This is a genomic window from Capnocytophaga sp., assembly GCF_030532915.1.
Lineage (GTDB): Bacteria > Bacteroidota > Bacteroidia > Flavobacteriales > Flavobacteriaceae > Capnocytophaga.
In genome coordinates this window covers 1-23,128 of the sequence record NZ_JAUNKD010000014.1, presented here as the reverse complement: position 1 = coordinate 23,128, position 23,128 = coordinate 1, and the positions used below count along the sequence as shown (strand labels likewise).

Genomic DNA, 23,128 nt, shown 5'->3' with positions numbered 1-23,128 from the left:
CCCGAGAAACATTTTTCTACATTCAAATTTAGCTAAAAAAACATAAAATTCATTTTTTTCAAAATAATTTTAAAAAAAATACAACTTTTATATTCGTTGTTAAAACTAACAAAATCAATTATTTAAAAAACAAAAGACCTTCATATCTTTGATTACGATTATTTTACAAACAACATTTAAAAATATGAATTTCACATTTATATTGTTAAAAAAATGCGAATTTAATATTTAATTAACAATACAATAATAAATACGATATTTTTATGATTTTTTTCTACTTAAATAAACGTAAGGCGTTTTTTTTTCTTTAAAAATTTGGATTCTATTAATAAGTTTTATACCTTTGCACTTAACTAACTATTAAAATAGATACATATGAGAGAAAGAATCGTTTGTTTGGTATCATTCTTTTTCTTGGCATTCGGCTTTGCATTTGCCCAAGAGAAAACCGTTACCGGAACAGTAAAAGATGAAGGAGGCGTGCCGTTATCGGGAGTAACGGTTACCGTTAAAGGCACAACGCGTGGAGTAGCCACCGATTTTGACGGGCATTACACCATCAAAACAAAAGCAGGAGATGCACTTACCTTTACCGCCATCGGTTTTGCCACGGTTGAGCGTTCGGTAACGGCTTCAACCAGCAGAATAGACGTAACCCTACAAGAAGAAGCCGAAGAGCTTGGCGAAGTGGTGGTTACTGCTTACGGAACTCAAAGTAGAGCATCGGTGGCAGGTTCTGTTCAAACCATAAAATCAGATGACATTGCCAAAAGTCAATCAGCCAATGTTATCCAATCATTGACAGGTAAAGCTGCCGGGGTGCAAGTTAGAAACACATCGGGGCAACCCGGAGAGGGTTCCGAGGTTCGTTTTAGAGGTATTGGTTCTATTTCTGCGTCAAATAATCCGCTTTACGTAGTAGATGGCATTCCTTTCAATGGTGATATTTCATCAATATCCTTACAAGATATTGAATCAATTACATTTTTGAAAGATGCATCTGCGAATGCTCTTTACGGAAGCAGAGGGGCTAACGGGGTAATCGTAGTTACCACTAAAAAAGGAAGTGGCGGAAAGTTACACGTAACCTACGAAACAAAGTTAGGTATGAATACGCGTGCAGTTCCTGATTACGATATTATTACCGATCCTCGTGAATATTACCAATTGGAGTTCCAAAGAAGAAAATTAGGCGCTTGGGTTGCAAACAATGCTTTAACAGAACAGCAAGCAGCACAAAGTGCAGCTAATTCTTTGGTGTCAAGCATCGGATATAATGTATTTAATGTACCTAATGATCAGGTGATTGACCCTGCTACCGGATTAGTAAATCCGAATGCAAGCCTTTTATATCAAGATGATTGGCATAAAGCATTGTTTGGCGTAGGTATCAAACAAGAACACTATTTGAGTTTAATGCAGGCGGGAGAAAAAGTAAATAGCTACCTTTCAATTGGTTATTTGAATGAAGATGGCTATGTGTTAAATTCTGGTTTTGATCGTGTAACAGCCCGTGCTAACCTTGATTTCAAACTCAATGACAACATCAAGGTAGGAACGAATTTAAATTACGCATATATTTCTCAAAAATCACCACAAGCAGGCAAAGGGTCTACGACATTTTCTAACCTATTTTCTTGGACAAGAAACGCAGCTCCAATTTTCCCTATCTATGCTCGTGATCGCTACGGAAACATAATTTATAACCAAAAAGGAGAAGTTGTCTACGACTTTGGTAAGGGACAAACTGAAAATTTTGATGGTTCTAAAACAAGAAGGGTTTATATTGAGAATATGAACCCTTATGCAACCACCCTAAAAGATGTTAGAGATAACGATAGCCACACTTTGGGTGCAAGAGCGTATGCTTCTATCAATTTCTTGAAAGACTTCAATTTCACCTACAATGTTGGGTATGATTTAAAAGCGGACAATCGTTTTAGATATGGTTGGGAAGTTGGAGGTGATGCTTTTGCCTCTAAGGGTTCAATAACCAATGCCACTCGATTCTCCACAACACTAACAAACCAACAATTGCTTTCTTGGAAAAAAGTGTTGGGTAAACATAGCATCGACTTGATGATAGGGCATGAAAGCCAAGAACTTATTTCAAAAATGTTAGCCGGAAATAAAACGAACGTAGTTGTTTCTGAAAAAGTATTTATTTCAAATGCTTCAAAGTTGGGATATTTGAATGGTTATAATGATTACTACCAAACGGAAGGGTATTTGTCAAAATTAAATTACGGGTATGGTGATAAATACTACATCAATGCAAGCTATAGAAGAGATGCGTCAAGCGTTTTCCATCCGGATCACCGTTGGGGTGATTTCTATGGGGTAGGTGCTGCTTGGGTAGTTACGAATGAATCGTTTATTCCTAAAAACAATGTTTTAAACCATTTGAAATTAAAAGCAAGTTACGGAGAACAAGGAAATGACAACATCTTATATCCTGCTTATGTTTCTTTTGACCATAGATCGCATTTCTCTTTCACAAGAAACTATAAACCATATTTAACCCAATATGATATTACACCCGATGCAGCAGGTAATCCGTCAATTCGTGAGGCTTACTTAGGAAATAAAGACTTAAAATGGGAAGTTTCTAAAAACTTCAATACCGGATTTGAAGCCGAATTCTTTGGTAGAGTTAATCTTGAATTTGAATATTTCAAACGTTCTGTTTCTGATATGTTATACAATTTCCCACAACAACCATCTTCCGGAAATCCTTCTATTTCTAAGAACATAGGAAATATGGAAAATAAAGGATTTGAAGTTACACTTGGTGTGGATATAATAAAAAAAGCACACACAGGGCTTAACGTTTGGGCGAATGCCACTCACTACAAAAACAAAGTAACGAAATTGCCGGATCCTTTCACTTCCGGAAATTATAGATTTGCAGAAGGAAAGAGTGCTTACACATTTTATATCAGAGAATTTGTAGGAGTTGATGAGGCAACCGGAAGAGGTATTTGGAATCAAGGGAAAACAAATGAAAACGGAGAAGCAGAAGGAGACAAAACAACAACAATGGATTACAACAAATCCACCAAATTCCTTTCTGATAAAACTGCCCACCCTGATGTGTACGGAGGTTTTGGGTTAAACTTTAACTATAAAAACTGGGCATTCTCAACCGGATTTGCCTACCAAATCGGAGGATATAATTACGATAGTGTTTATGCAGGACTTCTCGTTGAATCAGAAGGATTTGGAAATAGTGGGCACAATTTGCATAAAGATGCTTACAAAACTTGGAATTTTAATAATAAAAACGCAACACTACCAAGGCTAACAACAACGGATACCAATCAATTTGGAGCCTCTGACTTGTTCTTAACCAAAGCAGATTATATCAGTTGGGAAAATGCAAGTATTTCGTATAAATTAGCCAATGATCAACTCCAAAAACTGGGTGTAGAAAACATAACATTTTCTTTAACCGGTAGCAATTTGTGGGTTTGGACAAAAAGACAAGGATTTGACCCCCGAATGACACGATTAAGTAATGGAGGTACTGAAAACGTATATAGCTTGTATAGAACTGTTTCGTTCGGGCTTTCTGCTAAATTCTAAAAAATGTTTTAAACTAAAAAGAATATCATAATGAAAAAAATAATATATATATGTTTAGGAGGAGCTTTATTGTTAGGGGCTTGTTCTAAAGATTTTATGGACAAAGCACCCGAGTCGTACATTTCGGAAGAACAGCTTGGAGCGTCTTCTGAAGCCGCAAAGGGTTCTTTAAGAGGTATTTTAGCTGGATTACGTTCTTACGGAATTAGCGGTTATGGAGGTCACGAAGATTATGGGCATAAGTCAATGTTATCAATTGCTGATTTGATGGGTAATGATGTAGTAATGAATGCTTTAAGCTGGAATGGTTTTTACTATAATTACGCGGGGAGAATTACTACTAGCTCGCGCTCCCATATGCCTTGGTTTACGTATTACATTCAAATTAAAAATACAAATACCATCATCAATAGTATTGATGTAGCAACTGCAAGCGCTGAAAGTAAATATATTAGAGCACAAGCCTTAGCTCTTAGAGGGTATTTTCATTTGATGTTGACTCGATTTTATGCCCCTACTTATGTAGGTAATGAATCTGCTTATGCTATTCCGATAAATACCGGAGAGGTTTCTAAATTTAGAAACAAAAATCAAGAAGTGTATGCACAAATTGAGAAAGACTTGAAAGAGGCTGTGGAAGAATTAGCAGGCTATCAAAGAGAGAATAAAGAACTTATTGATCAGAGTGTAGCGCAGGCTTTTTTAGCCGAGGCTTACCTTGAAATGGGGAAATTTAGTGAAGCTGCTCAGGCGGCTCGCAAAGCTCGCCAAGGGTATGGGCTTCTGGATGAAAAAGGATGGAAGAATGGTTTTTATGATATAAACCAAGATGAAACAATGTGGGGAGCTGACATTACTTCGGAATTAACCACATTTGTTGCAAACTTCTTCTCGCATTTTGATAATACCGGAGCAGGTTATTCAAGAGGAGGAAATATAGCGATAGATAAAAGACTTTATGATGCTATTCCGGATACAGATTACCGAAAATCAATGTTTTTGTCAGGTTCAGAGGGAGAGTTTGAAGGAAAAACATATCCTGCATATACAAGTTTTAAATTCAGAGATTTAACTGAAGACGGAAGACAGGGGGATTATATCTATTTACGCTCCTCTTTGATGTACTATATTGAAGCAGAAGCTCTTGCTAAAAGTGGAAATGAAGACGAAGCAAAAAATATTCTCTTTGAAATCACCTCTAAAAGAGATTCAGGTTATCAAAAATCTACAAAAACAGGTAGTGAACTCATTGACGAGATCATTTTGCAAAAGCGAATTGAAATGTGGGGAGAAGGTTGGGCTTTCTTCGACTTAAAACGTTTAGGTAAAGGAGTTGAGAGAAATTATACTGATTCTAACCACGGTCAGTTTGGTAAACTTAATATTCCTGCTAGTGACCCAAGATTTCTTATTCAAATACCAGAAAAAGAAATTGATGCAACCCCAACAATGGTTCCAAATAATCCATAGAAATACAAAAAAACACATTACTAAAAAACAAAAACGGGTTAATTATTTCCAATTAACCCGTTTTTAATAAAAGTATGAAATTGAATTACATTGACATCGCAGCATTATATAGCTCGGCTACTCTTTTCCAATCAATTACGTTAAAAAAGTTAGTCACATAATCACCGCGTTTGTTTTGATATTTTAAGTAATAAGCGTGTTCCCAAACATCCATTCCTAAAATGGGTTGCCCCGAAATTTCCAATCCGGGCATCAACGGATTGTCTTGATTGGCAGTGCTTCCAACCTGTAATTTACCATCTTTCACCACAAGCCAAGCCCAACCCGAACCAAATCGTTTTGCACCCGCCTCTGAAAATTGCTTTTTGAAATTTTCAAAACTACCAAAATCACGGTTAATAGCCTCTGCCAAAGCTCCCGTAGGCATTCCGCCCCCTTTGGGTGAAATCACATCAAAATACAAATTGTGATTGTAATAACCTCCACCATTATTTCGCAACGCGGTATTGCTCATATCCAACCCTTTAAGAACTTGCTCAATAGGTTGCATAGCCTGAGGTTTCCCTTCAACGGCTTTGTTCAAATTGTTTAAATACCCTACATAATGCTTGGAAAAATGAACAAACATCGTTTGCGCATCAATATACGAATCCACCGCGTTGTATTCATATTTTAACGGAACAATTTTAAAAGCACCTTCATTGGCTTTCACATCGCCGGGCTTACCATAATCAGTTGTTTTAGTGCACGATTTTGTAGCAGCCTCCTTTTTTGAACACGATTTTTCTTTCTTTTTTGATTGAGCGTAAACAGCTTCCGGTGAAAAAACAGCAGCTGAAAGAAACAATGCCGCCATAGGAATAAAATATTTCCTCTTCATAATTGTTTTATTTAATATTGATATTTTTTCAAAAATAGAAAAAAACCGACAGACAGCAATTTTTTTAACACTTTTTTAAGTCAGTTTTTTATTTTTCCGCTTTGTACTTTCGCCATTTTTCAATACAAAGTGTCATATCCTCAGGCAGTTCCGTACTGAAACGTAAAAAAGCTCCTGTCACGGGATGCTCAAAGCCCAAGGTTTTGGCGTGCAGGGCTTGTCGGGGTAATATGTCAAAACAATTTTCAACAAATTGCCGGTATTTGGCAAAGGTTGTCCCTTTTAAAATTTTATCGCCTCCGTAGCGCTCATCATTGAAAAGCGTATGCCCGATGTGCTTCATATGAACCCGTATTTGGTGCGTACGTCCGGTTTCTAACCTACACGAAATCAAGGTCACATACCCGAAACGTTCCAAAACCTTATAATGTGTGATGGCTTCTTTTCCGTGGCTTCCGTCAGGAAAAACATCCATTTGCAGGCGGTCTTTTAAATGTCTTCCGATATGCCCCACAACGGTTCCTTCATCTTGCTGAACATCGCCCCAAACCAAGGCAATATACTCACGTTCAGATGTTTTATGGAAGAATTGTTGCGCCAAATGCAGCATCGCTTCTTCGGTTTTGGCAATGACTAAAAGTCCGCTGGTATTTTTATCGATACGATGCACCAAACCCGGTCGGTCACTACTGTTATTAGGCAGATTTTCAAAGTGATACACAAGCGCATTGATAAGCGTTCCGCTGTAATTTCCGTGCCCGGGATGCACCACCATTCCGGCAGGTTTGTTCACAACGAGCAACTCATCGTCTTCATAGACAATATCAATCGGAATATTTTCAGGCGTAAGCAAATACTCGTGTGGCGGGTGGGCAAACATTACCTTCACCTCATCGTTGGCTTTAACCCGATGGTTGGACTTTACGGCAACACCATTTACAAATATATTTCCTTGTTTTGCAGCCTGTTGTACTTTGTTTCGAGTAGCATTCTCTACAAAATTCATCAAGAATTTATCCACCCGAAGCGGTTCTTGCCCTTTTCCGGCTTTGAAACTGTAATGCTCGTACAGCTCATCGTCTTTTTCAATTTCGTCATCAAAGGCTTGCATCATTCCAATTCTTCAATAGGTATAACAATTTCATTTTCAGAATTCTGAGAAGCAGTAAGCCCGTTTCCGCACGTCAAATCAACTTTCGACATTTTTATTAACTGCTCGCCGGGTTGTACCCTTTTACCTTCGTACGAAATTTCAAGCACCATATCCTTCCCAATATCATCAACATAGGTTATTTTCCCGACCATCAATCCAACGGATTTTAAGATGGCTTCGGCACTGCGGCGCGTTACCTGAATCACCTTCGGAATGGTTACTTTTCGATATCCCGACGGATTGATTGTCAGGTAAATCTTTCGGTTTTCCTTTACGTGTTCAGCCGGTTCCGGATTTTGCCCAATTACCGAATAAGCCGGAAATTTCGGGTTATAATCGGTTGAGTCAAGCACTTCGTATCGTAACTTATTCTCTTCCAAGATGAATTTCACTTCGGTTAGTGTTTTTTTGGTAAGGTCAGGAACAACGACGTATTCCCCGTGGTTTGTCCATACTTTTAAGAATTTTAACACCAAAAATCCTAAAACAACCAGCACCAAAACAGCCAGTCCCAAATGGAAAAATATGTTTTTAATTGTAGGATTTGTAATGATTTTTTTTAACATAAATATATGATTCTAATGTCTTTATATTAATTACGAGATTTATCGTCCTTCATTAAATTAAACGCAACCGATTGCACCAATGACAAACAAAGGCTAAACAGCAAAGCACCCCAAAAGCCGTTTACCCGAAATCCGCTTACCAATTCGGCTGCCAATAAGATTATTAACGCATTGATAACGAATAAGAAAAATCCCAACGTGATGACCGTAATCGGTATGGAAATAAACTGTAAAACGGGTTTTACCAAAACATCTAAAATTGAAAGCACGAAGGCGACCAAAACAGCCGAAAAATAATCTGAAATTGCGGCTCCCGGCAAGATGTTCCCCAATAAAAAAACAATAATCCCGGTAATAAACAAACTTAGTATATACTTCATAATCAATAGGTTTTATCGATTAAAAACTGTAAGGTTTTCGACAAAAATTCAGCAGGATTTTGTGCGTGAAGCCAATGCCCTGATTTTGAAACCGTGTCAATTTCCGCATTGGGAAAATGTGTTTTTATCAAAGGCGTGTCCTCGGGCATCACGTATTCTGAAAATTCTCCCTTCAAAAACAAGGTTCGTCCTGCAAAAATATTATTTTTTGGCAATTCCACGCCAATTTCGTTTTCATTTTCCGTCAAGGCTTGTAAATTCATCCGAAAACCCAGACGTTCGCGAGTTTCCCAGTACAAATTTTTCAATAAAAATTGCCGAACCGAACCATCACTCACATACAAAGCCAGTTGTTTATCAGCTTCTGAACGTGAAGTAATTACATCAAAATCAACGGCTGCCAACCCACGCAAAATATCTTGATGATGTGCCGGATAAAACTTCGGAGCGATGTCGGCAACCACCAATGATTTTACCATTTCAGGATTTTCAGTAGCGAAAAGCATTGCCGTTTTTCCGCCCATTGAATGTCCTATCAAATCAAATTCAGCAATTGATTTTGATTGGGCATAAATCTTTAAATCTTCTGCCAAAACCGAATAGTTAAACACTTGTGAATGAAAGCTATGTCCGTGATTTCGTTGGTCAATCAAATGCGCTTGAAATCCGTTTTCGGCATATTTAAGCCCCAGTGTTTTCCAATTGTCTGACATTCCCAAAAAACCGTGCAAAATAAAAAGCGGCTTGCCTTCACCTATAATTTGTGCGTGTAATATCTCCATTAACGTGTTGCGATAATTAAACGTTGCAAAGATAGGAAATAATTAACAATCAGCAACTAACATTCGCACGAAAAATTAAAATATAATTTAATTGAAAAAAAAATTAAAAAAATGCAACTTTGGAACGATTTTAGCTGTAAAAAACAAGAAGAAAAAATTAACTACCATTTTATGAAACGAATCATTTCTATTTTTGTGGCAACGTGTTTACTAATAGCTTGTAAAAACGGGGCTAACGAAGGAAAAAATAACGGCGAAATTTATTTACCGCAATCAAGCGGACAAATAAACTCACTGGCTGTGGTAATTGAAAATAATTTGTGGAAAGGAGCCGTCGGGGACACAATCCGTAAGTATTTTGCCTCGCCGGTGGAAGGGCTTTCAACCGAAGAGCCTATTTTTTCGTTGCATCAAATTCCGCCACAGATTTTTACGGACAACACACGAAATAGTCGTAATGTATTAATTATCAAAGAAAATAATTCAAACAACGTAATCCTTAAAGAAAATCTGTACGCCCAACCGCAAAAAGTGGCTGTCATAACCGGAAAAACCAACAGAGACATCACTTGTGAAATTCAAGAACATTTCAAAAAGCTGGTTAAAGAATTTAAAAACAACGACATACAAGAAAACCTACTCCGCTTTCAAAAAGCGCTAAACACCGATGAAACCATTGAGAAAAGTCTGGGCTTCAAACTTATGATGCCGGCTGTTTATAAAATCGTTAAAAAAGAAAATAATTTTTTCTGGATTGAACGGCAAATTAAAGGCGGAACGGCAAACATTATCATTTATGAAATGCCTCTGAACAGTATCCCGCAAGGCGATGCTCGGGCTGAGGCAATTGTTAAAATGCGTGATTCCATCGGGAAACGATATATACCCGGAAGAGAAGAAGGTATGTATATGATTACCGAATCAGCCTTTGCACCAAGCATTTACAACACGAAGGTAAAAGGGCGCAACACCATTGAAAGCAAAGGGCTGTGGGAAGTTAAAAACTTTTTGCTTGGCGGTCCGTACGTGAATTATGTTATTGAAGATGCACCTAACAAACGTTTGGTGGTGGTTGAAGGCTTCGTATCTGCCCCGATGACCGATAAACGCGATCATTTATTTGAACTTGAATCGATTATAAAATCGATTACTTTTGTACGATAATTATTGGTGGTTAATGAGAAAAAAGCTGCTCGGAGTTTTCCAAGCAGCTTTTTTCATTTTTTAATTAGGCATCAGCCGAACGTAACGTATGTAGCCTTTACCGTCAATTTTGCTTTTCACGCTTTCGGAAGTGAGTTCAAACTCCACATCATTGGCGTAATATTTTTGGTCTTCAACGGCTGTTTCAAAACGAATTTTATAACCTTTATTTAGTTTATTGTCCTCAATTTCAATTATTTTAACGGCTCGTTGTCCGCCGCTTATGGTTGCCCCCGTGATGGCATCAATAGTTTGCCGTTTTCCGTAGAATTTCCACCATTCTGGCAAATCGCTGTACCACTCGGGGTCATCGCCCAACACCTGCAAGGTTCTTTCGTATTTCCCCTGCGGATTCAAAAGTGAAACCACCACATAAGCACCCTCACCGTTGTAATTAGTAAGCTGAATCATACATTTGTATTTCGTTGTAGGTGTTTGTTTTGCAAAGGAAAACGCAACAAGCACCAATGCAAAAATCCATATAAAATTTTTTATCCTCATTTGCTATTATTTTAAAAAATTAATATCCTGTTTTTGTAATGCTTCATTTTCTTTTGCCAAATCATATGCGGTTTCGTCAAAATCGGTTTTAAGAGTTTTGTCCGCACCGTTTTTGAGCAAAAACTCAATGATTTCCAAGTTCTTGGCGCTCATAACAGCTTTGTGTAGCGGGCTGAGTCCGTCTTTATTTTTAGCATTTATATCGGCTTTTGTGGTCGCTACTTTGTGCATCAAATCCAAACTATTTTTTTCAATAGCTAAATGATACACATTTTCATTACCGGATTGATTTTGAGCAAAATTCACACCGTTTTCAGTTAATAATTGCCATTTTTCATTAAAATTTTGTGTATCACGCGCATTGTAGTTTTTTATTAGATGATATACCAACGTATTCCCTTGATTATCCTTCACATTAATGTCAGCTCCTTTTTGCAATAAAATACGAACCACGTCTGCTTTATTTCCTGTAACAGCCTGTGTTAAAGCGGAGTGACCTTGATTATTTTTTGCGTTAATCGCTGTAGTTTTTTCTGCCAAAAGTGCCACTATTTCGGGTGTATTTCGCAAAGAAGCATTCATCAGTGTTGTATTTCCTTGTTTATCCATTTGATTAACGTCATTTCCTTTTGCGATAAAATACTTAATAACAGCCTCATCACGATGGCGGGCAGCGAGTGTGTGCAAGGGAGTCAAACCTTCATTGTCTTTCTGATTGGGATTGACATCTAATTTTTCAATAAAGGTGAAAAATTCCAGCGAATTGCTTTTCATTCGGGCGCCTTCGGCAGCGGCAAACAACAGATTTTGTCCTTTTTTGTTAAGCACTTTTGCGCTGATTTTCTGCTTCATCAACTGATTGACAATAATCTTATTACCATTTCGAGCAGCGTAAAACAGGGCATTGTTCCCGTCCGTGTCAGTGGCTTTTAATGAAAGTCCTTTTTTGATGAAATAGTTCGCTTCTTTCAAATCTTTCATATGAGGAATTGCCAACAACAGCACGTTGGCTCCGTTTTCGTTCACATCGTGTATGTTAGCCCCGTATTTTAATAATAAATCGTAAATGGCGGGTTGCGTATTTCCGCGAACAGCCGCGAATAAAATCGGTGAATACTGATGTGAATCCCGAACGTTGGTTTGAGCGCCGTTTTTCAAAAGATATTCCGCCACAGGCAAGTTATTGTTAAGTGCCGCCCAGAAAAGATACGTACGTTTGTCGTGCGTGAGTTTATGTACACTGTTTCCGTCAATAGAAAGCAAGTACAAAATGGTTTCGTACGGTGCATCGTTGTTAATTGCCAATGAAACAGCATCATAAGCTCTCTCGTTCAATGCCGTGGGGTCATTCCCTTCAGCTATTTTTTGCTTCACTTGCAAAACCGTGGGTTTTGTTTTCCAGTAATCATTGCTTAAAAAAACATTTTGTTGCGCTGATAACCAGCCTGAAATCACAATACAAAAAGAAAAAATAATTTTTTTCATCATCTCAAAATTAAAATTACGGGGCAAATATAGCTATTTAGATTTAATAAAAATAAAAAGATGTATTTTATTTTCAGTTTGGAAAAAGTTTTTATACCTTCGCAAGGTTTTAAGTTTCCACAATAAAAGTAAAATGAATATGAAAAATACGGAAAACAAAATCACTCAATTGTTTGGCATTAAATATCCGATTATTCAAGGCGGAATGGTATGGACAAGCGGCTGGCGGCTGGTCTCGGCAGTGAGTAATGCAGGCGGATTGGGATTACTCGGAGCGGGGTCAATGTATCCTGAAGTGCTTCGCGAGCATATCCAAAAATGCCGAAAAGCCACCGACAAACCTTTCGGTGTAAATATCCCGATTATGTATCCCGATATGGATAAAGCCATCGAAATTATCATCGAAGAAAAAGTTAAAATTGTGTTCACTTCGGCAGGAAATCCTGAAATTTGGACTTCCGTACTTCAAAACGAAGGCATTAAAGTTGCCCACGTGGTAAGCAGTTCCAAATTCGCCATCAAAGCACAAAAAGCGGGTGTTGACGCCATCGTGGCAGAAGGGTTTGAAGCCGGCGGACACAACGGACGCGAAGAAACCACTACCCTCACGCTCATTCCTTCCGTGAAACAACATATTGATTTACCGATTATTGCCGCAGGCGGTATCGCCACAGGTCGCGGAATGCTTGCCGCAATGGCACTCGGGGCTGACGGTGTGCAAATCGGGTCGCGTTTCGTTGCTACTGACGAAGCCACTTGTCACGACAACTTCAAACAACGCGTGGTTGAAGCCGGCGAAGGCGATACCATTCTCACCTTAAAAGAATTGGCTCCCGTCCGATTGTTGAAAAATCCGTTTTATGAACAAGTAAAGTTGCTCTACGAAAAGGGCGAGGCTTCCGCAGAAAATCTCAAACAACTTTTAGGCAAGGGGCGCACCAAAAAAGGAATGTTCGAGGGCGACCTCACCCAAGGCGAGCTTGAAATCGGGCAAATTGCCGCCGTTATTAATAAAGTACAACCCGTTTGGCAAGTTGTCAAAGAGCTTATTGAAGAATATAATCTTGCTTTATCACAATTACAGTCGCTCGAAAGCTTAAAAATTAAATAATTTTTTGATTTTTAATTGTCCCGTTTCAAAAATATTCATACCTTTGGGTCTGAATTAATCATTTAAAAATTAGTAATAACGATTTAAAAAATAAAACATATGAGTTTTCCAACCGATTTAGAAATCGCACAAAATGCGAAGATGCAACCCATTAAAGACGTTGCCAAAAAATTAAATATCAATGAAGACGATTTGGAGCAATACGGCAAATACAAAGCCAAATTGCCCCTCTCACTCATCGACGAGGCGAAAATCAAGAAAAACAAGCTGGTTTTAGTAACCGCCATCACGCCCACACCTGCCGGCGAAGGCAAAACAACCGTAAGTATCGGGCTTACCGAAGGGCTTAACAAAATCGGGAAGCAAGCCGTAGCCGTTTTGCGTGAACCCAGTCTTGGTCCTGTTTTCGGGATAAAAGGCGGAGCCGCAGGCGGGGGCTACTCGCAAGTAGTTCCAATGGAGGACATTAACCTGCACTTCACCGGAGACTTTTCCGCTATCGAAAAAGCCAATAACCTGCTTGCCGCCGTTATCGACAATAATATCCAAAGCAAAACGCATTCCATCGGGATTGACCCCCGCACCGTCGTATGGAAACGTGTGATGGATATGAACGACAGAGCCCTTCGCCAAATCGTTATCGGGCTAGGCGGAAGTGCAAACGGAATGCCCCGCGAGGACGGATTTAACATCACGCCCGCTTCCGAGATTATGGCAATCCTTTGTTTGTCAGAAAGTTTTTCGGACTTGAAACGCCGAATCGGAAACATTTACGTCGGAAAGAAATTCGATGGTTCCCCTGTTTTCGCTCGCGATTTAAACGTTGTGGGAGCGATGGCTTTGCTCTTAAAAGATGCCATCAAACCCAATTTAGTACAAACTTTGGAGAATAATCCTGCCATTTTGCACGGCGGACCGTTTGCCAGCATCGCACAAGGGACGAACACCGTTCTGGCAACGAAAATCGGAATGTCGCTCAGCGAATACACCGTTACGGAAGCCGGTTTTGGAGCCGATTTAGGGGCAGAGAAGTTCCTAAACATCAAGTGCGTTTCGGCAGGAATTGCTCCCAACGCTGCGGTAATTGTCGCCACGGTTCGTGCTTTGCGTCACCACGGAGGAGCTGTGAAAGACCAATACAACACACCAAGCCTCGAAAAGGTGAAAAAGGGCATCGGGAATTTAGAGAAACACATCGAAAACGTGCAGAAGTTCGGTTTGAAGGCAGTCGTGGCAATCAATAATTTCCCTAACGATAGCGAAGAAGAAATCAAGTTCATTCAGGAAGTATGTCAGCAAAAAGGTGTTAAGGCAATCGTTTCCAAAGGATTTGCCCAAGGAGGCGAAGGAACAAAAGAGCTTGCCAAAGCCGTGGTTGAAATTGCCGAGAGTGGAGAAAGCCATTTCAAACCGTTGTATGACCACGCCATTTCCATCGAAGATAAAATCGAAACCATCGCTAAGGAAATCTATGGAGCAAACAGCGTGAACTTCACTTCAAAAGCACGTACCCAGCTGAAAAACATCAACAAACTCGGCTTTGACAAGATGCCCGTTTGTATGGTAAAAACACCCAAATCATTAAGTGATGACGACAAAAAGCTGGCACGACCTACCGACTTTGAAGTAACCGTACGCGAGTTTGAATTTGCTTCGGGCGCAGGCTTTGTCATTCCTATCTTAGGTGATACAATGCGTATGCCGGGCTTACCAAGTGTTCCCGCAGCCGAAGGAATGGACATCGACGATAACGGCGTGATTACCGGACTTTCATAGAAGAGCAATCCGTAATTAGCAAATAGCGATTAGTGGTTAGTAAATCGTGATTAGTAATTAGGAAAGACTAACCTTTGGCAAAGTTTGATACTTTGCCAAAGGTTTTAGGAAGACTATAAAACAAAGCAATTTGCCTACTGATTAAGAAAACTAAACCATTTCAAAAACCAACTAATCCATTGCTTAAAAGAGCTAAACTATTACTCGGGAGACATTCCCTAACATTTCGGGCAAGTACCTTTGTGTTTCGGGCAGATGCCTTTACATTTCGGGCAAGTGGATTTTAGCTTCGGGAAGCTGAACTAAGACTCGGGAAAGATGATTTTTAATTCAGAACATATGTAAAAATATTTTTTCATCATATTTAAATCATTTTTTTGGTGGCCAAAAGCTAAAAAAGAAGCAAAAAAATCTCATAAAACTATCTGAAAGTATAAAAAACAATGCCTAAACATTGGTTTAGCTCCCCTAAACAATGAAAAAACACACCCAAAAGGTTGTTTATATTAAAATAATTTATTTTTTAACCATATTTTTGTACAACTAAAATTCTTTTAAGTATGCCGAAGTCATATGCGGAAAGAATGGCACTTGCAAAAGTGCTAATCGATGGGCTGAGGGAATCCAAAGATTCACTGCCCGCAGGTATTACAGAAGAAGCTATCGATGAGATAGAAAATCTTCGAAACGATGTGGAACGTCTCAATAGTGAGCAAGAGCGCCTAAAAGCGGAACTAAAAATGAAAACCGAAGAGGCTGCCCAGAAGCTAAAAATGATGGACGAACGTTCCGCCAAGATGCGCAAACGCATAAAACTCGATTACGAGCAAGCGTTATGGCGCAAATTCGGGATAGATGACAAACGCTAACAAGCGGGCGGGCTTGCCCAACCCCTTGGCAAGGTGTTTGCTTATCCTGAAAAAATAGCAAAACATATTTCATAAGATTGTTTGAAAACAGACAAGAATGCCGCCCGTTTGGGCAAAGTGTATTATCTTTGCCGCAATAAATCCGTAGGCAACGAGCATCCTGTCTTCTTTTTAGACAAACTTATGGAATATGTTATTTTCATAAACTAACCGTTAAATAAGTATATTTAAGGTATGGTTTGTATTGCCTTATGTTTCGATAAAACAAATTTTTAAAATAATAAACCGATGAAAAAAAGCGTCTTATTGTACTTTTTGTTGGGCTTGGTTGTTTGTGTGAGCGCACAGAACGCCAAACCTTTTGTCATTCCTGAACTTCGGGAATGGAAGGCAGGTAAGGGTTCTTTCAACATCTTCGAAAAGAAAAGCATTGCCGCCGATAACAGCGCCGATGAAGTCGCACGCCTGTTTGCTGATGACTTTAAAGAAATGTTTCAAAAAGAAATGGAAATCAAGCCTGCCCAAACAGCCGACATTCTTTTCGAAATTGATAAAAACCTATTGAAAGACAAAGGCGAGGAAGCTTATCAAATCATTATCGACAACACCATTAAAGTGCGTGCTAACCACCGCACGGGCTTGTATTGGGCAACGCGAACACTGCTACAACTCGCCGAACAATCCAATCACTTGCCTTCGGGTGAGATTATCGATTATCCGGATTATCATTTCCGAGGCTTTATGCTTGATGCCGGACGCAAATTCTTCACACTCGATTATTTAAAATCGGTTGTCAAGCTAATGGCTTACTATAAAATGAACACATTCCAGATTCACTTGAATGACAACGGGTTTAAACAATTCTACGGCGAGGATTGGCAAAAGACCTACTCGGCTTTCCGTTTGCAAAGCGACACTTACCCGGGTTTGGCTGCCAAAGACGGACATTACGGCAAGGAAGACTTTCGTCAATTACAGCTCGACGCACTCAAAGTCGGGGTTACCATCATTCCAGAAATCGATGCTCCGGCTCATACGTTGGCATTCTCACACTATTTGCCTGAAATCGGAAGTAAGGAATATGGCGCCGACCACGTGGATTTGTTCAACCCCAAAACATATCAGTTTTTAGATGCCTTATTCAAGGAATACTTATCCGGCGACAAGCCTGTTTTTGTGAATGAGTTGGTGCATATCGGTACGGACGAGTACAGCAATAAAGATGTGGAGGTTGTCGAGAAGTTCCGCTACTTCACCGATTATTATATTAAGTATATCGAAAGTTTCGGGAAGAAAGCCGCTTTGTGGGGCGCACTCACCCACGCACAAGGCAAAACGCCCGTAAAGGTAGACGATGTGCTTATGTTCTGTTGGTACAACGGCTACGCTCAACCCAAGGATATGTTGGCTTTGGGCTACGATATTGTAAGCATTCCCGATGGTTGGTTGTACATTGTTCCGGCTGCCGGTTATTATTTTGATTATCTCAATCTCAAAAAATTGTACAACCAATGGACGCCTAATGTTGTCGGTGATGTTGTCTTTGATGACAAACACCCGAAAATAAAAGGCGGAATGTTTGCCGTATGGAACGACCACGTGGGCAACGGCATCAGCCAGCAAGACGTGTATCACCGCCTTTTCCCCGCGATGCAAACCCTTTCAGTAAAGATGTGGAGCGGAAAAAACACAACAATCCCTTTTGAAATGTTTGATGCCCAACGAAAAGCGCTCAGTGAAGCTCCTTCGGTAAACCTGCTCGGAAAGCCCGCCAAAGCCAAAAAAGGCGTAGTCTTTGAAATCAAAAAACCGGTCAATGGTGCCGACTTAAATCAAGAGCTTACCGACATCGGGTATGACTATCGTGTAACGTTTTTCGTCAATGCCAAATCAAACGGCAAAGACACCCCGCTCTTCACCTCTGATTACGCAACTTTTTATCTGGCTGACCCTAAGGAAGGAAAGCTGGGCTTTTCACGAGACGGATACAACTATCGTTTTAATTACTTCGTCCCAACGCGACAAAAGGTGAAAATAACCATAAAAGGAACGAACAAAACCACGGCGCTTTACGTCAATGACCAACTCATTGAAACCTTAAAGGAAATCTACCACCCCGAAGACACGCATTTGGAAGAAAAGAAACGCCGCAAGTGGGTGCAAACCTTGGTGTTTCCGTTAAAACGTTTGGAGTACTTCAACGGAAAGGTAACCGACCTGAAAGTAGAATTTTTATAGCAACCCCATAAAATAGTTTACCTATATATGATAGAAGATAAAAACCAACAACGAACCGCCTTGGCTGACTTGGGTGAGTTCGGGCTGATTGAACGCTTAACAAAGCAATTTGAGATAAAAAACAAAAGCACCCTAAAAGGCGTTGGCGATGACGCGGCGGTGATTGACTTTGCCGACAAAAAAGCCGTCATTTCCACTGATTTGCTCATTGAAGGCGTGCATTTTGATTTGAGCTACGTGCCTTTGAAACACTTGGGCTACAAGGCTGTAATGGTAAACCTTTCGGATATTTATGCGATGAATGCCAAAGCCACGCAAATCACGGTTTCGGTGGCGGTTTCCAATCGCTTTCCGTTGGAAGCCTTGGAGGAACTCTATGAAGGCATTCGCCTTGCTTGTGAGTTCTATAAGGTGGATTTGGTGGGCGGTGACACCACCTCGTCTGCCCGCGGGCTTATCCTGTCAATCACAGCCATTGGCGAGGCTTCCGAAACGGAAATCGTGTACCGCAACAAGGCGCAAGTGAATGACTTAATCGTAGTTACGGGCGACTTGGGAGGCGCTTTTCTGGGCTTACAGGTTTTGGAGCGCGAGAAAGCTGTTTTTCAGGTGAACCCGCATTCGCAACCCGATTTGGATATGTATGCCTACATCATCGAAAGGCAACTCAAACCCGAAGCACGTAAAGATATTCCACCCCTGCTTCAAGAATTGAATGTCAAACCCACGGCAATGCTTGACATAAGCGACGGCTTGTCGTCCGAGATTTTGCACATCTGTCACCAATCGGGTGTTGGGTGTCGCCTTTATGAAGATAAGATTCCCCTTGACCCGGAAGTGATTCGCACCTGTGAGGAGTTTAACCTCGACAGCACCACCATAGCCCTCAACGGCGGGGAAGACTATGAATTGCTCTTCACCATTTCGCAAAAGGATTATGACAAGATAAAAGGAAACCCGAACCTTTCGGTCATCGGCTATATCACGGATTCCCAAGAAGGAAAACAGCTTATCACACGTTCGGGCGAGGCGGTCGAAATCATTGCCAAGGGTTGGAACGCTTTAAAAAACTAAATGGAAACGACAGGCATAGACATCACCCTGCAAATCTTACCCGAAGCACCGGGCGTTTATCAATTCTACGATAAAAACGATGTGATTTTATACGTGGGCAAAGCGCGCAACCTTAAAAAACGGGTTTCCTCCTATTTCCAAAAGCAACACGAATCGGGAAAAACACGTGTTTTGGTCAAAAAAATAGTGCGCATAACGCATATCGTAGTAGACACTGAAAGCGACGCTCTGCTCTTAGAGAACAACTTGATAAAGAAATACCAACCGCGGTACAACATCCTCTTAAAAGATGATAAGAGTTATCCGTGGATATGTGTCAAGAAGGAAAGATTTCCGCGCATCTTTCAAACACGTCGTGTCGTGAAAGACGGCTCGCTTTACTTTGGTCCGTACACGAGCATCAAAACCGTGCGCACGCTTCTCGAACTGATAAAAGAGCTGTACCCGCTTCGAAACTGCTCGTACGACCTTTCGCAAAAGAATATCGAAAACCAAAAGTACAAGGTTTGCTTGGAGTATCACATTAAAAATTGTTTGGGCGCTTGTGAGGGGCTTCAAACCGAAGCGGACTATGAGCAAAACATTACCGAGATTGTTCAAATTTTGAAAGGCAACTTTAAAGACGTGCTGAAACGGTTTCGGGACGAGATGCACTTTCTGTCGGGCGAACTTCGCTTTGAAGAGGCACAGCTTATCAAAGAAAAGGTTCAGATTCTTGAAAACTATCAGGCTAAATCCACCATTGTAAGTTCAAAAATCAATAACGTAGATGTGTTTTCCATCGTTTCGGACGAGGAGTACGGTTACGTAAACTTTCTGCAAGTGGCTTACGGAGCGGTTGTCCGCGCGCATACCATTGAAATCAAAAAGAAATTAGAGGAGAGCGACCGCGAACTCTTGGAACTCGCAATCGTGGACATTCGTTCCCGTTTCTTTTCCAACTCGGGCGAAATCATTGCGCCTTTTGAGGTAACCTTACCCGAGCAATTACGGCTGACCGTCCCAAAAGCCGGAGAAAAGTTTCAGTTGTTGGAGCTTTCGGTTCGCAATGCCAAGCTCTTCCGTCAGGAGCGCTTTAAAGAAGTTAAGATTACCGACCCCGAGCGCCACACCAACCGCATTTTGGCACAGATGCAACGTGATTTGCACCTCGCCGCCCCACCGATTCACATTGAATGCTTTGACAATTCAAACATTCAAGGAACCAATCCGGTGGCTGCCTGCGTGGTGTTCAAGAATGCCAAACCTAGCAAAAAGGATTACCGGCATTTTAACATTAAAACCGTTGAAGGACCTAATGATTTTGCTTCAATGGAAGAGGTAGTTTACAGAAGATATCATCGTTTGCAAGAAGAAGGGCAACCGCTCCCGCAGCTTATTGTTATTGACGGCGGAAAGGGGCAGCTTTCCGCAGCTTTAAAAGCCTTAGACGATTTAAACCTACGCGGAAAAATTGCCATTATCGGTATTGCCAAACGCTTGGAAGAGATTTACTTTCCGCAGGACAGCATTCCCCTTTATTTGGACAAGAAATCCGAAACCTTGAAAATCATTCAGCAACTTCGTAATGAGGCGCACCGCTTCGGAATTACGTTCCACCGCCAGAAGCGCAGCAAAGCTGCCATCGTTTCGGAGTTGGACAACATTGAGGGCATAGGTGACAAAACCAAAGAGCTTCTTTTAAAGCATTTTAAATCGGTGAAACGCATTAAACAAGCAAGTCTCGAAGCCTTGGAAAACATTGCGGGGCATCGCGGCAAAAAGGTTTTTGAATTCTTTCAAAAGACATCAAATTAATATTTAGAGAATTAACAAATATTTCGTATTTTTGCCGACCATTTTCACTTCAAAAAAAACACAGACAATTTATACATAAATTATACATAAAAAATATGCAACTTTCAGAACAAGAAATCATCAGACGCGAAAAATTAGATAAATTAAGAGCAATGGGCATCAATCCGTATCCAGCGGATTTGTATCCCGTGAACACCACTTCCAAAGAGGTGGAAACGCACTTTGAGGAAGGCAAAAACGTGATTTTGGCAGGGCGATTGATGTCGGTTCGCATTCAGGGGAAAGCCTCGTTTGCGTCCTTGCAAGACAGCGAGGGGCGTGTGCAATTGTACATCAACCGAGACGAAATCTGCCCCGATGACGACAAAACCCTTTACAACGAAGTATTCAAGAAACTCCTTGATTTAGGCGATTTTATCGGTGTGGAAGGCGAACTTTTTACCACGCAGGTTGGCGAAAAATCCGTTCGTGTGAAGCAGATAAAACTCCTCAGCAAGGTGCTTCGTCCGTTGCCGCTTCCTAAAACCGATGCCGACGGAAATGTGTTCGATGCCTTTACCGACCCCGAGCTTCGCTACCGTATGCGTTACGTAGATTTGGTGGTAAATCCGCAGGTGAAAGAGGTTTTTATCAAGCGAACCAAACTTTTCAATGCAATGCGTCAGTTTTTTAACGACCGCGGTTATATGGAAGTGGAAACCCCTGTGTTGCAATCCATTCCGGGGGGAGCTGCGGCGCGTCCGTTCATTACGCATCACAACTCGCTCGACATTCCGCTTTATATGCGAATCGCCAATGAATTATATCTTAAAAGGCTGATTGTAGGCGGATTTGACGGCGTGTATGAGTTCTCGAAAAATTTCCGGAATGAAGGGATGGACAGAACCCACAACCCCGAATTTACCGCTATGGAAATCTACGTGGCATACAAGGATTACCACTGGATGATGGCGTTTACCGAACAATTGTTAGAGCATTGTGCCATTGCCGTAAACGGCTCAACCAAAGCGACTTTCGGTAAACACGAAATTGATTTTAAGGCTCCGTATCCACGCATTACGATGACCGAAGCCATCAAGAAGTACACCGGATTTGACATCACAGGCAAAACCGAAAAAGAGTTGTTTGACTTTGCCCAATCCATTGGCATTGAGGTTGATGAGACAATGGGTAAAGGCAAGTTGATTGACGAGATTTTCGGTGAAAAGTGCGAAGGAAATTTCATTCAGCCGACTTTCATCACCGATTACCCGAAGGAAATGTCGCCACTGACCAAAGAACACCGCGATGATGCGAATTTGACCGAGCGTTTCGAGTTGATGGTCTGCGGAAAAGAGATTGCCAACGCTTATTCCGAGCTGAACGACCCTATCGACCAACGCGAACGCTTTGAGGCTCAGATGGCTCTTTCCGAGCGAGGCGACGACGAAGCGATGTTCATCGACCAAGATTTCCTGCGTGCGTTGGAATTCGGAATGCCGCCAACCTCAGGGCTTGGAATCGGAATGGACAGGCTCATAATGTTCCTGACCAACAACGAGAGCATACAAGAGGTGCTTTTCTTCCCACAAATGAAACCGCAACGAGGCGTTGCACCCGAGGTAACACTTTCAGATGAGGAAAAAGCAGTACTTGAAATCCTACAAAAGGTGGAAATACTTCCGTTGGAGGAGCTGAAAACACAATCGGGCTTGTCCAACAAAAAATGGGACAAAACCATCAAAGGACTCACCGGCAAAAAAGTAGCCGTAGTCGAGAAAAACGGCGATGATTTGGTGGTGAAATTGGCATAACGTAGGGGCGTATGCAACACACCCCGACAAATTAACACCAATGTACGGGCGAATTGCAATTCGCCCCTACAAAAACCTGCCTACATACGGGCGAAAAATATTTTGCCCCTACAATACAAACATTAATATATGGGCGTATGCAATACGCCCCTACAAATTGACACCAATGTACGGGCGAATTGCAATTCGCCCCTACAAAAACCTGCCAACATACGGGCGAAAAATATTTTGCCCCTACAATACAAACATTAATATATGGGCGTATGCAATACGCCCCTACAAATTGACACCAATGTACGGGCGAATTGCAATTCGCCCCTACAAAAACCTGCCAACATACGGGCGAAAAATATTTTGCCCCTACAATACAAACATTAATATATGGGCGTATGCAATTCGCCCCAACAAACTGACACCAATGTACGGGCGAATTGCAATTCGCCCCTACAAATATCTACTAACATA

18 protein-coding genes are annotated in these 23,128 nt (G+C 40.9%); 11 read left to right on the top strand and 7 right to left on the bottom strand.

The genetic code is table 11. The features are described from left to right. Positions 1-375: 375 nt before the first annotated feature. Positions 376-3,585: a SusC/RagA family TonB-linked outer membrane protein gene (locus Q4D72_RS05915; protein WP_303076710.1), complete on the top strand. Its 3,210-nt coding sequence runs from the start codon at positions 376-378 to the stop codon at positions 3,583-3,585. A 30-nt stretch (positions 3,586-3,615) separates the two neighbouring features. After that, a complete protein-coding gene (locus Q4D72_RS05910; protein WP_303076708.1) occupies positions 3,616-5,055 on the top strand; it encodes a RagB/SusD family nutrient uptake outer membrane protein in 1,440 nt (479 codons plus the stop codon). A gap of 85 nt (positions 5,056-5,140) precedes the next feature. Here Q4D72_RS05910 and Q4D72_RS05905 read toward each other — a convergent pair whose 3' ends face one another. The 5 genes from Q4D72_RS05905 to Q4D72_RS05885 all read right to left on the bottom strand — a co-directional run bounded on the left by Q4D72_RS05905 (position 5,141) and on the right by Q4D72_RS05885 (position 8,810). Then, entirely contained in the window at positions 5,141-5,935 is a 795-nt protein-coding gene (locus Q4D72_RS05905) for a superoxide dismutase (protein ID WP_303076707.1), read from the bottom strand. An 88-nt stretch (positions 5,936-6,023) separates the two neighbouring features. Then, entirely contained in the window at positions 6,024-7,049 is a 1,026-nt protein-coding gene (locus tag Q4D72_RS05900; RefSeq protein ID WP_303076706.1) for an RluA family pseudouridine synthase, read from the bottom strand. After that, complete coding sequence (locus Q4D72_RS05895) at positions 7,046-7,654, bottom strand: PASTA domain-containing protein (protein ID WP_303076705.1); 609 nt, start codon at positions 7,652-7,654, stop codon at positions 7,046-7,048. The genes Q4D72_RS05900 and Q4D72_RS05895 overlap by 4 nt, the downstream gene beginning before the upstream one ends. Positions 7,655-7,680: 26 nt before the next feature. Further along, positions 7,681-8,034: a phage holin family protein gene (locus Q4D72_RS05890; RefSeq protein WP_303076704.1), complete on the bottom strand. Its 354-nt coding sequence runs from the start codon at positions 8,032-8,034 to the stop codon at positions 7,681-7,683. 2 nt (positions 8,035-8,036) lie between these two features. Further along, positions 8,037-8,810 carry an alpha/beta fold hydrolase gene (locus Q4D72_RS05885; RefSeq protein WP_303076765.1) on the bottom strand — a complete coding sequence of 258 codons (774 nt, stop codon included), beginning with the start codon at positions 8,808-8,810 and terminating at the stop codon, positions 8,037-8,039. 177 nt (positions 8,811-8,987) lie between these two features. On the opposite strand from Q4D72_RS05885, the gene Q4D72_RS05880 reads away from it, so the two are divergent. After that, a complete protein-coding gene (locus tag Q4D72_RS05880; protein WP_303076703.1) occupies positions 8,988-9,980 on the top strand; it encodes a DUF4837 family protein in 993 nt (330 codons plus the stop codon). Positions 9,981-10,040: 60 nt separating this feature from the next. On the opposite strand, the gene Q4D72_RS05875 is transcribed toward Q4D72_RS05880, so the two are convergent. Both Q4D72_RS05875 and Q4D72_RS05870 read right to left on the bottom strand, forming a co-directional pair. Then, a complete protein-coding gene (locus Q4D72_RS05875) occupies positions 10,041-10,520 on the bottom strand; it encodes a DUF2271 domain-containing protein (protein ID WP_303076701.1) in 480 nt (159 codons plus the stop codon). 6 nt (positions 10,521-10,526) lie between these two features. Beyond that, complete coding sequence (locus tag Q4D72_RS05870) at positions 10,527-12,008, bottom strand: ankyrin repeat domain-containing protein (RefSeq protein ID WP_303076700.1); 1,482 nt, start codon at positions 12,006-12,008, stop codon at positions 10,527-10,529. A 136-nt stretch (positions 12,009-12,144) separates the two neighbouring features. Here Q4D72_RS05870 and Q4D72_RS05865 point away from each other — a divergent pair, with 136 nt between their 5' ends. The 8 genes from Q4D72_RS05865 to Q4D72_RS05830 form a co-directional block, all read left to right on the top strand. Then, positions 12,145-13,116 (top strand): nitronate monooxygenase family protein, encoded by a 972-nt coding sequence (locus Q4D72_RS05865; RefSeq protein ID WP_303076698.1) that lies wholly within the window; start codon positions 12,145-12,147, stop codon positions 13,114-13,116. Between the two features lie 99 nt (positions 13,117-13,215). Continuing rightward, positions 13,216-14,892 carry a formate--tetrahydrofolate ligase gene (locus tag Q4D72_RS05860; RefSeq protein WP_303076696.1) on the top strand — a complete coding sequence of 559 codons (1,677 nt, stop codon included), beginning with the start codon at positions 13,216-13,218 and terminating at the stop codon, positions 14,890-14,892. Positions 14,893-15,452: 560 nt separating this feature from the next. Then, positions 15,453-15,761 carry a membrane-binding protein gene (locus Q4D72_RS05855; protein ID WP_303076694.1) on the top strand — a complete coding sequence of 103 codons (309 nt, stop codon included), beginning with the start codon at positions 15,453-15,455 and terminating at the stop codon, positions 15,759-15,761. A gap of 288 nt (positions 15,762-16,049) precedes the next feature. After that, positions 16,050-17,999, top strand: a complete 1,950-nt coding sequence (locus Q4D72_RS05850; RefSeq protein WP_303076693.1) for a family 20 glycosylhydrolase — start codon at positions 16,050-16,052, stop codon at positions 17,997-17,999. A gap of 27 nt (positions 18,000-18,026) precedes the next feature. Beyond that, positions 18,027-19,073 carry a thiamine-phosphate kinase gene (gene thiL / locus Q4D72_RS05845; RefSeq protein WP_303076690.1) on the top strand — a complete coding sequence of 349 codons (1,047 nt, stop codon included), beginning with the start codon at positions 18,027-18,029 and terminating at the stop codon, positions 19,071-19,073. Beyond that, a complete protein-coding gene (gene uvrC, locus Q4D72_RS05840; RefSeq protein ID WP_303076689.1) occupies positions 19,074-20,870 on the top strand; it encodes an excinuclease ABC subunit UvrC in 1,797 nt (598 codons plus the stop codon). Between the two features lie 95 nt (positions 20,871-20,965). Then, positions 20,966-22,663, top strand: a complete 1,698-nt coding sequence (gene lysS / locus Q4D72_RS05835) for a lysine--tRNA ligase (RefSeq protein WP_303076688.1) — start codon at positions 20,966-20,968, stop codon at positions 22,661-22,663. 40 nt (positions 22,664-22,703) lie between these two features. After that, the coding region (locus Q4D72_RS05830) for a hypothetical protein (RefSeq protein ID WP_303076687.1) at positions 22,704-23,128 on the top strand (425 nt) is incomplete at its 3' end.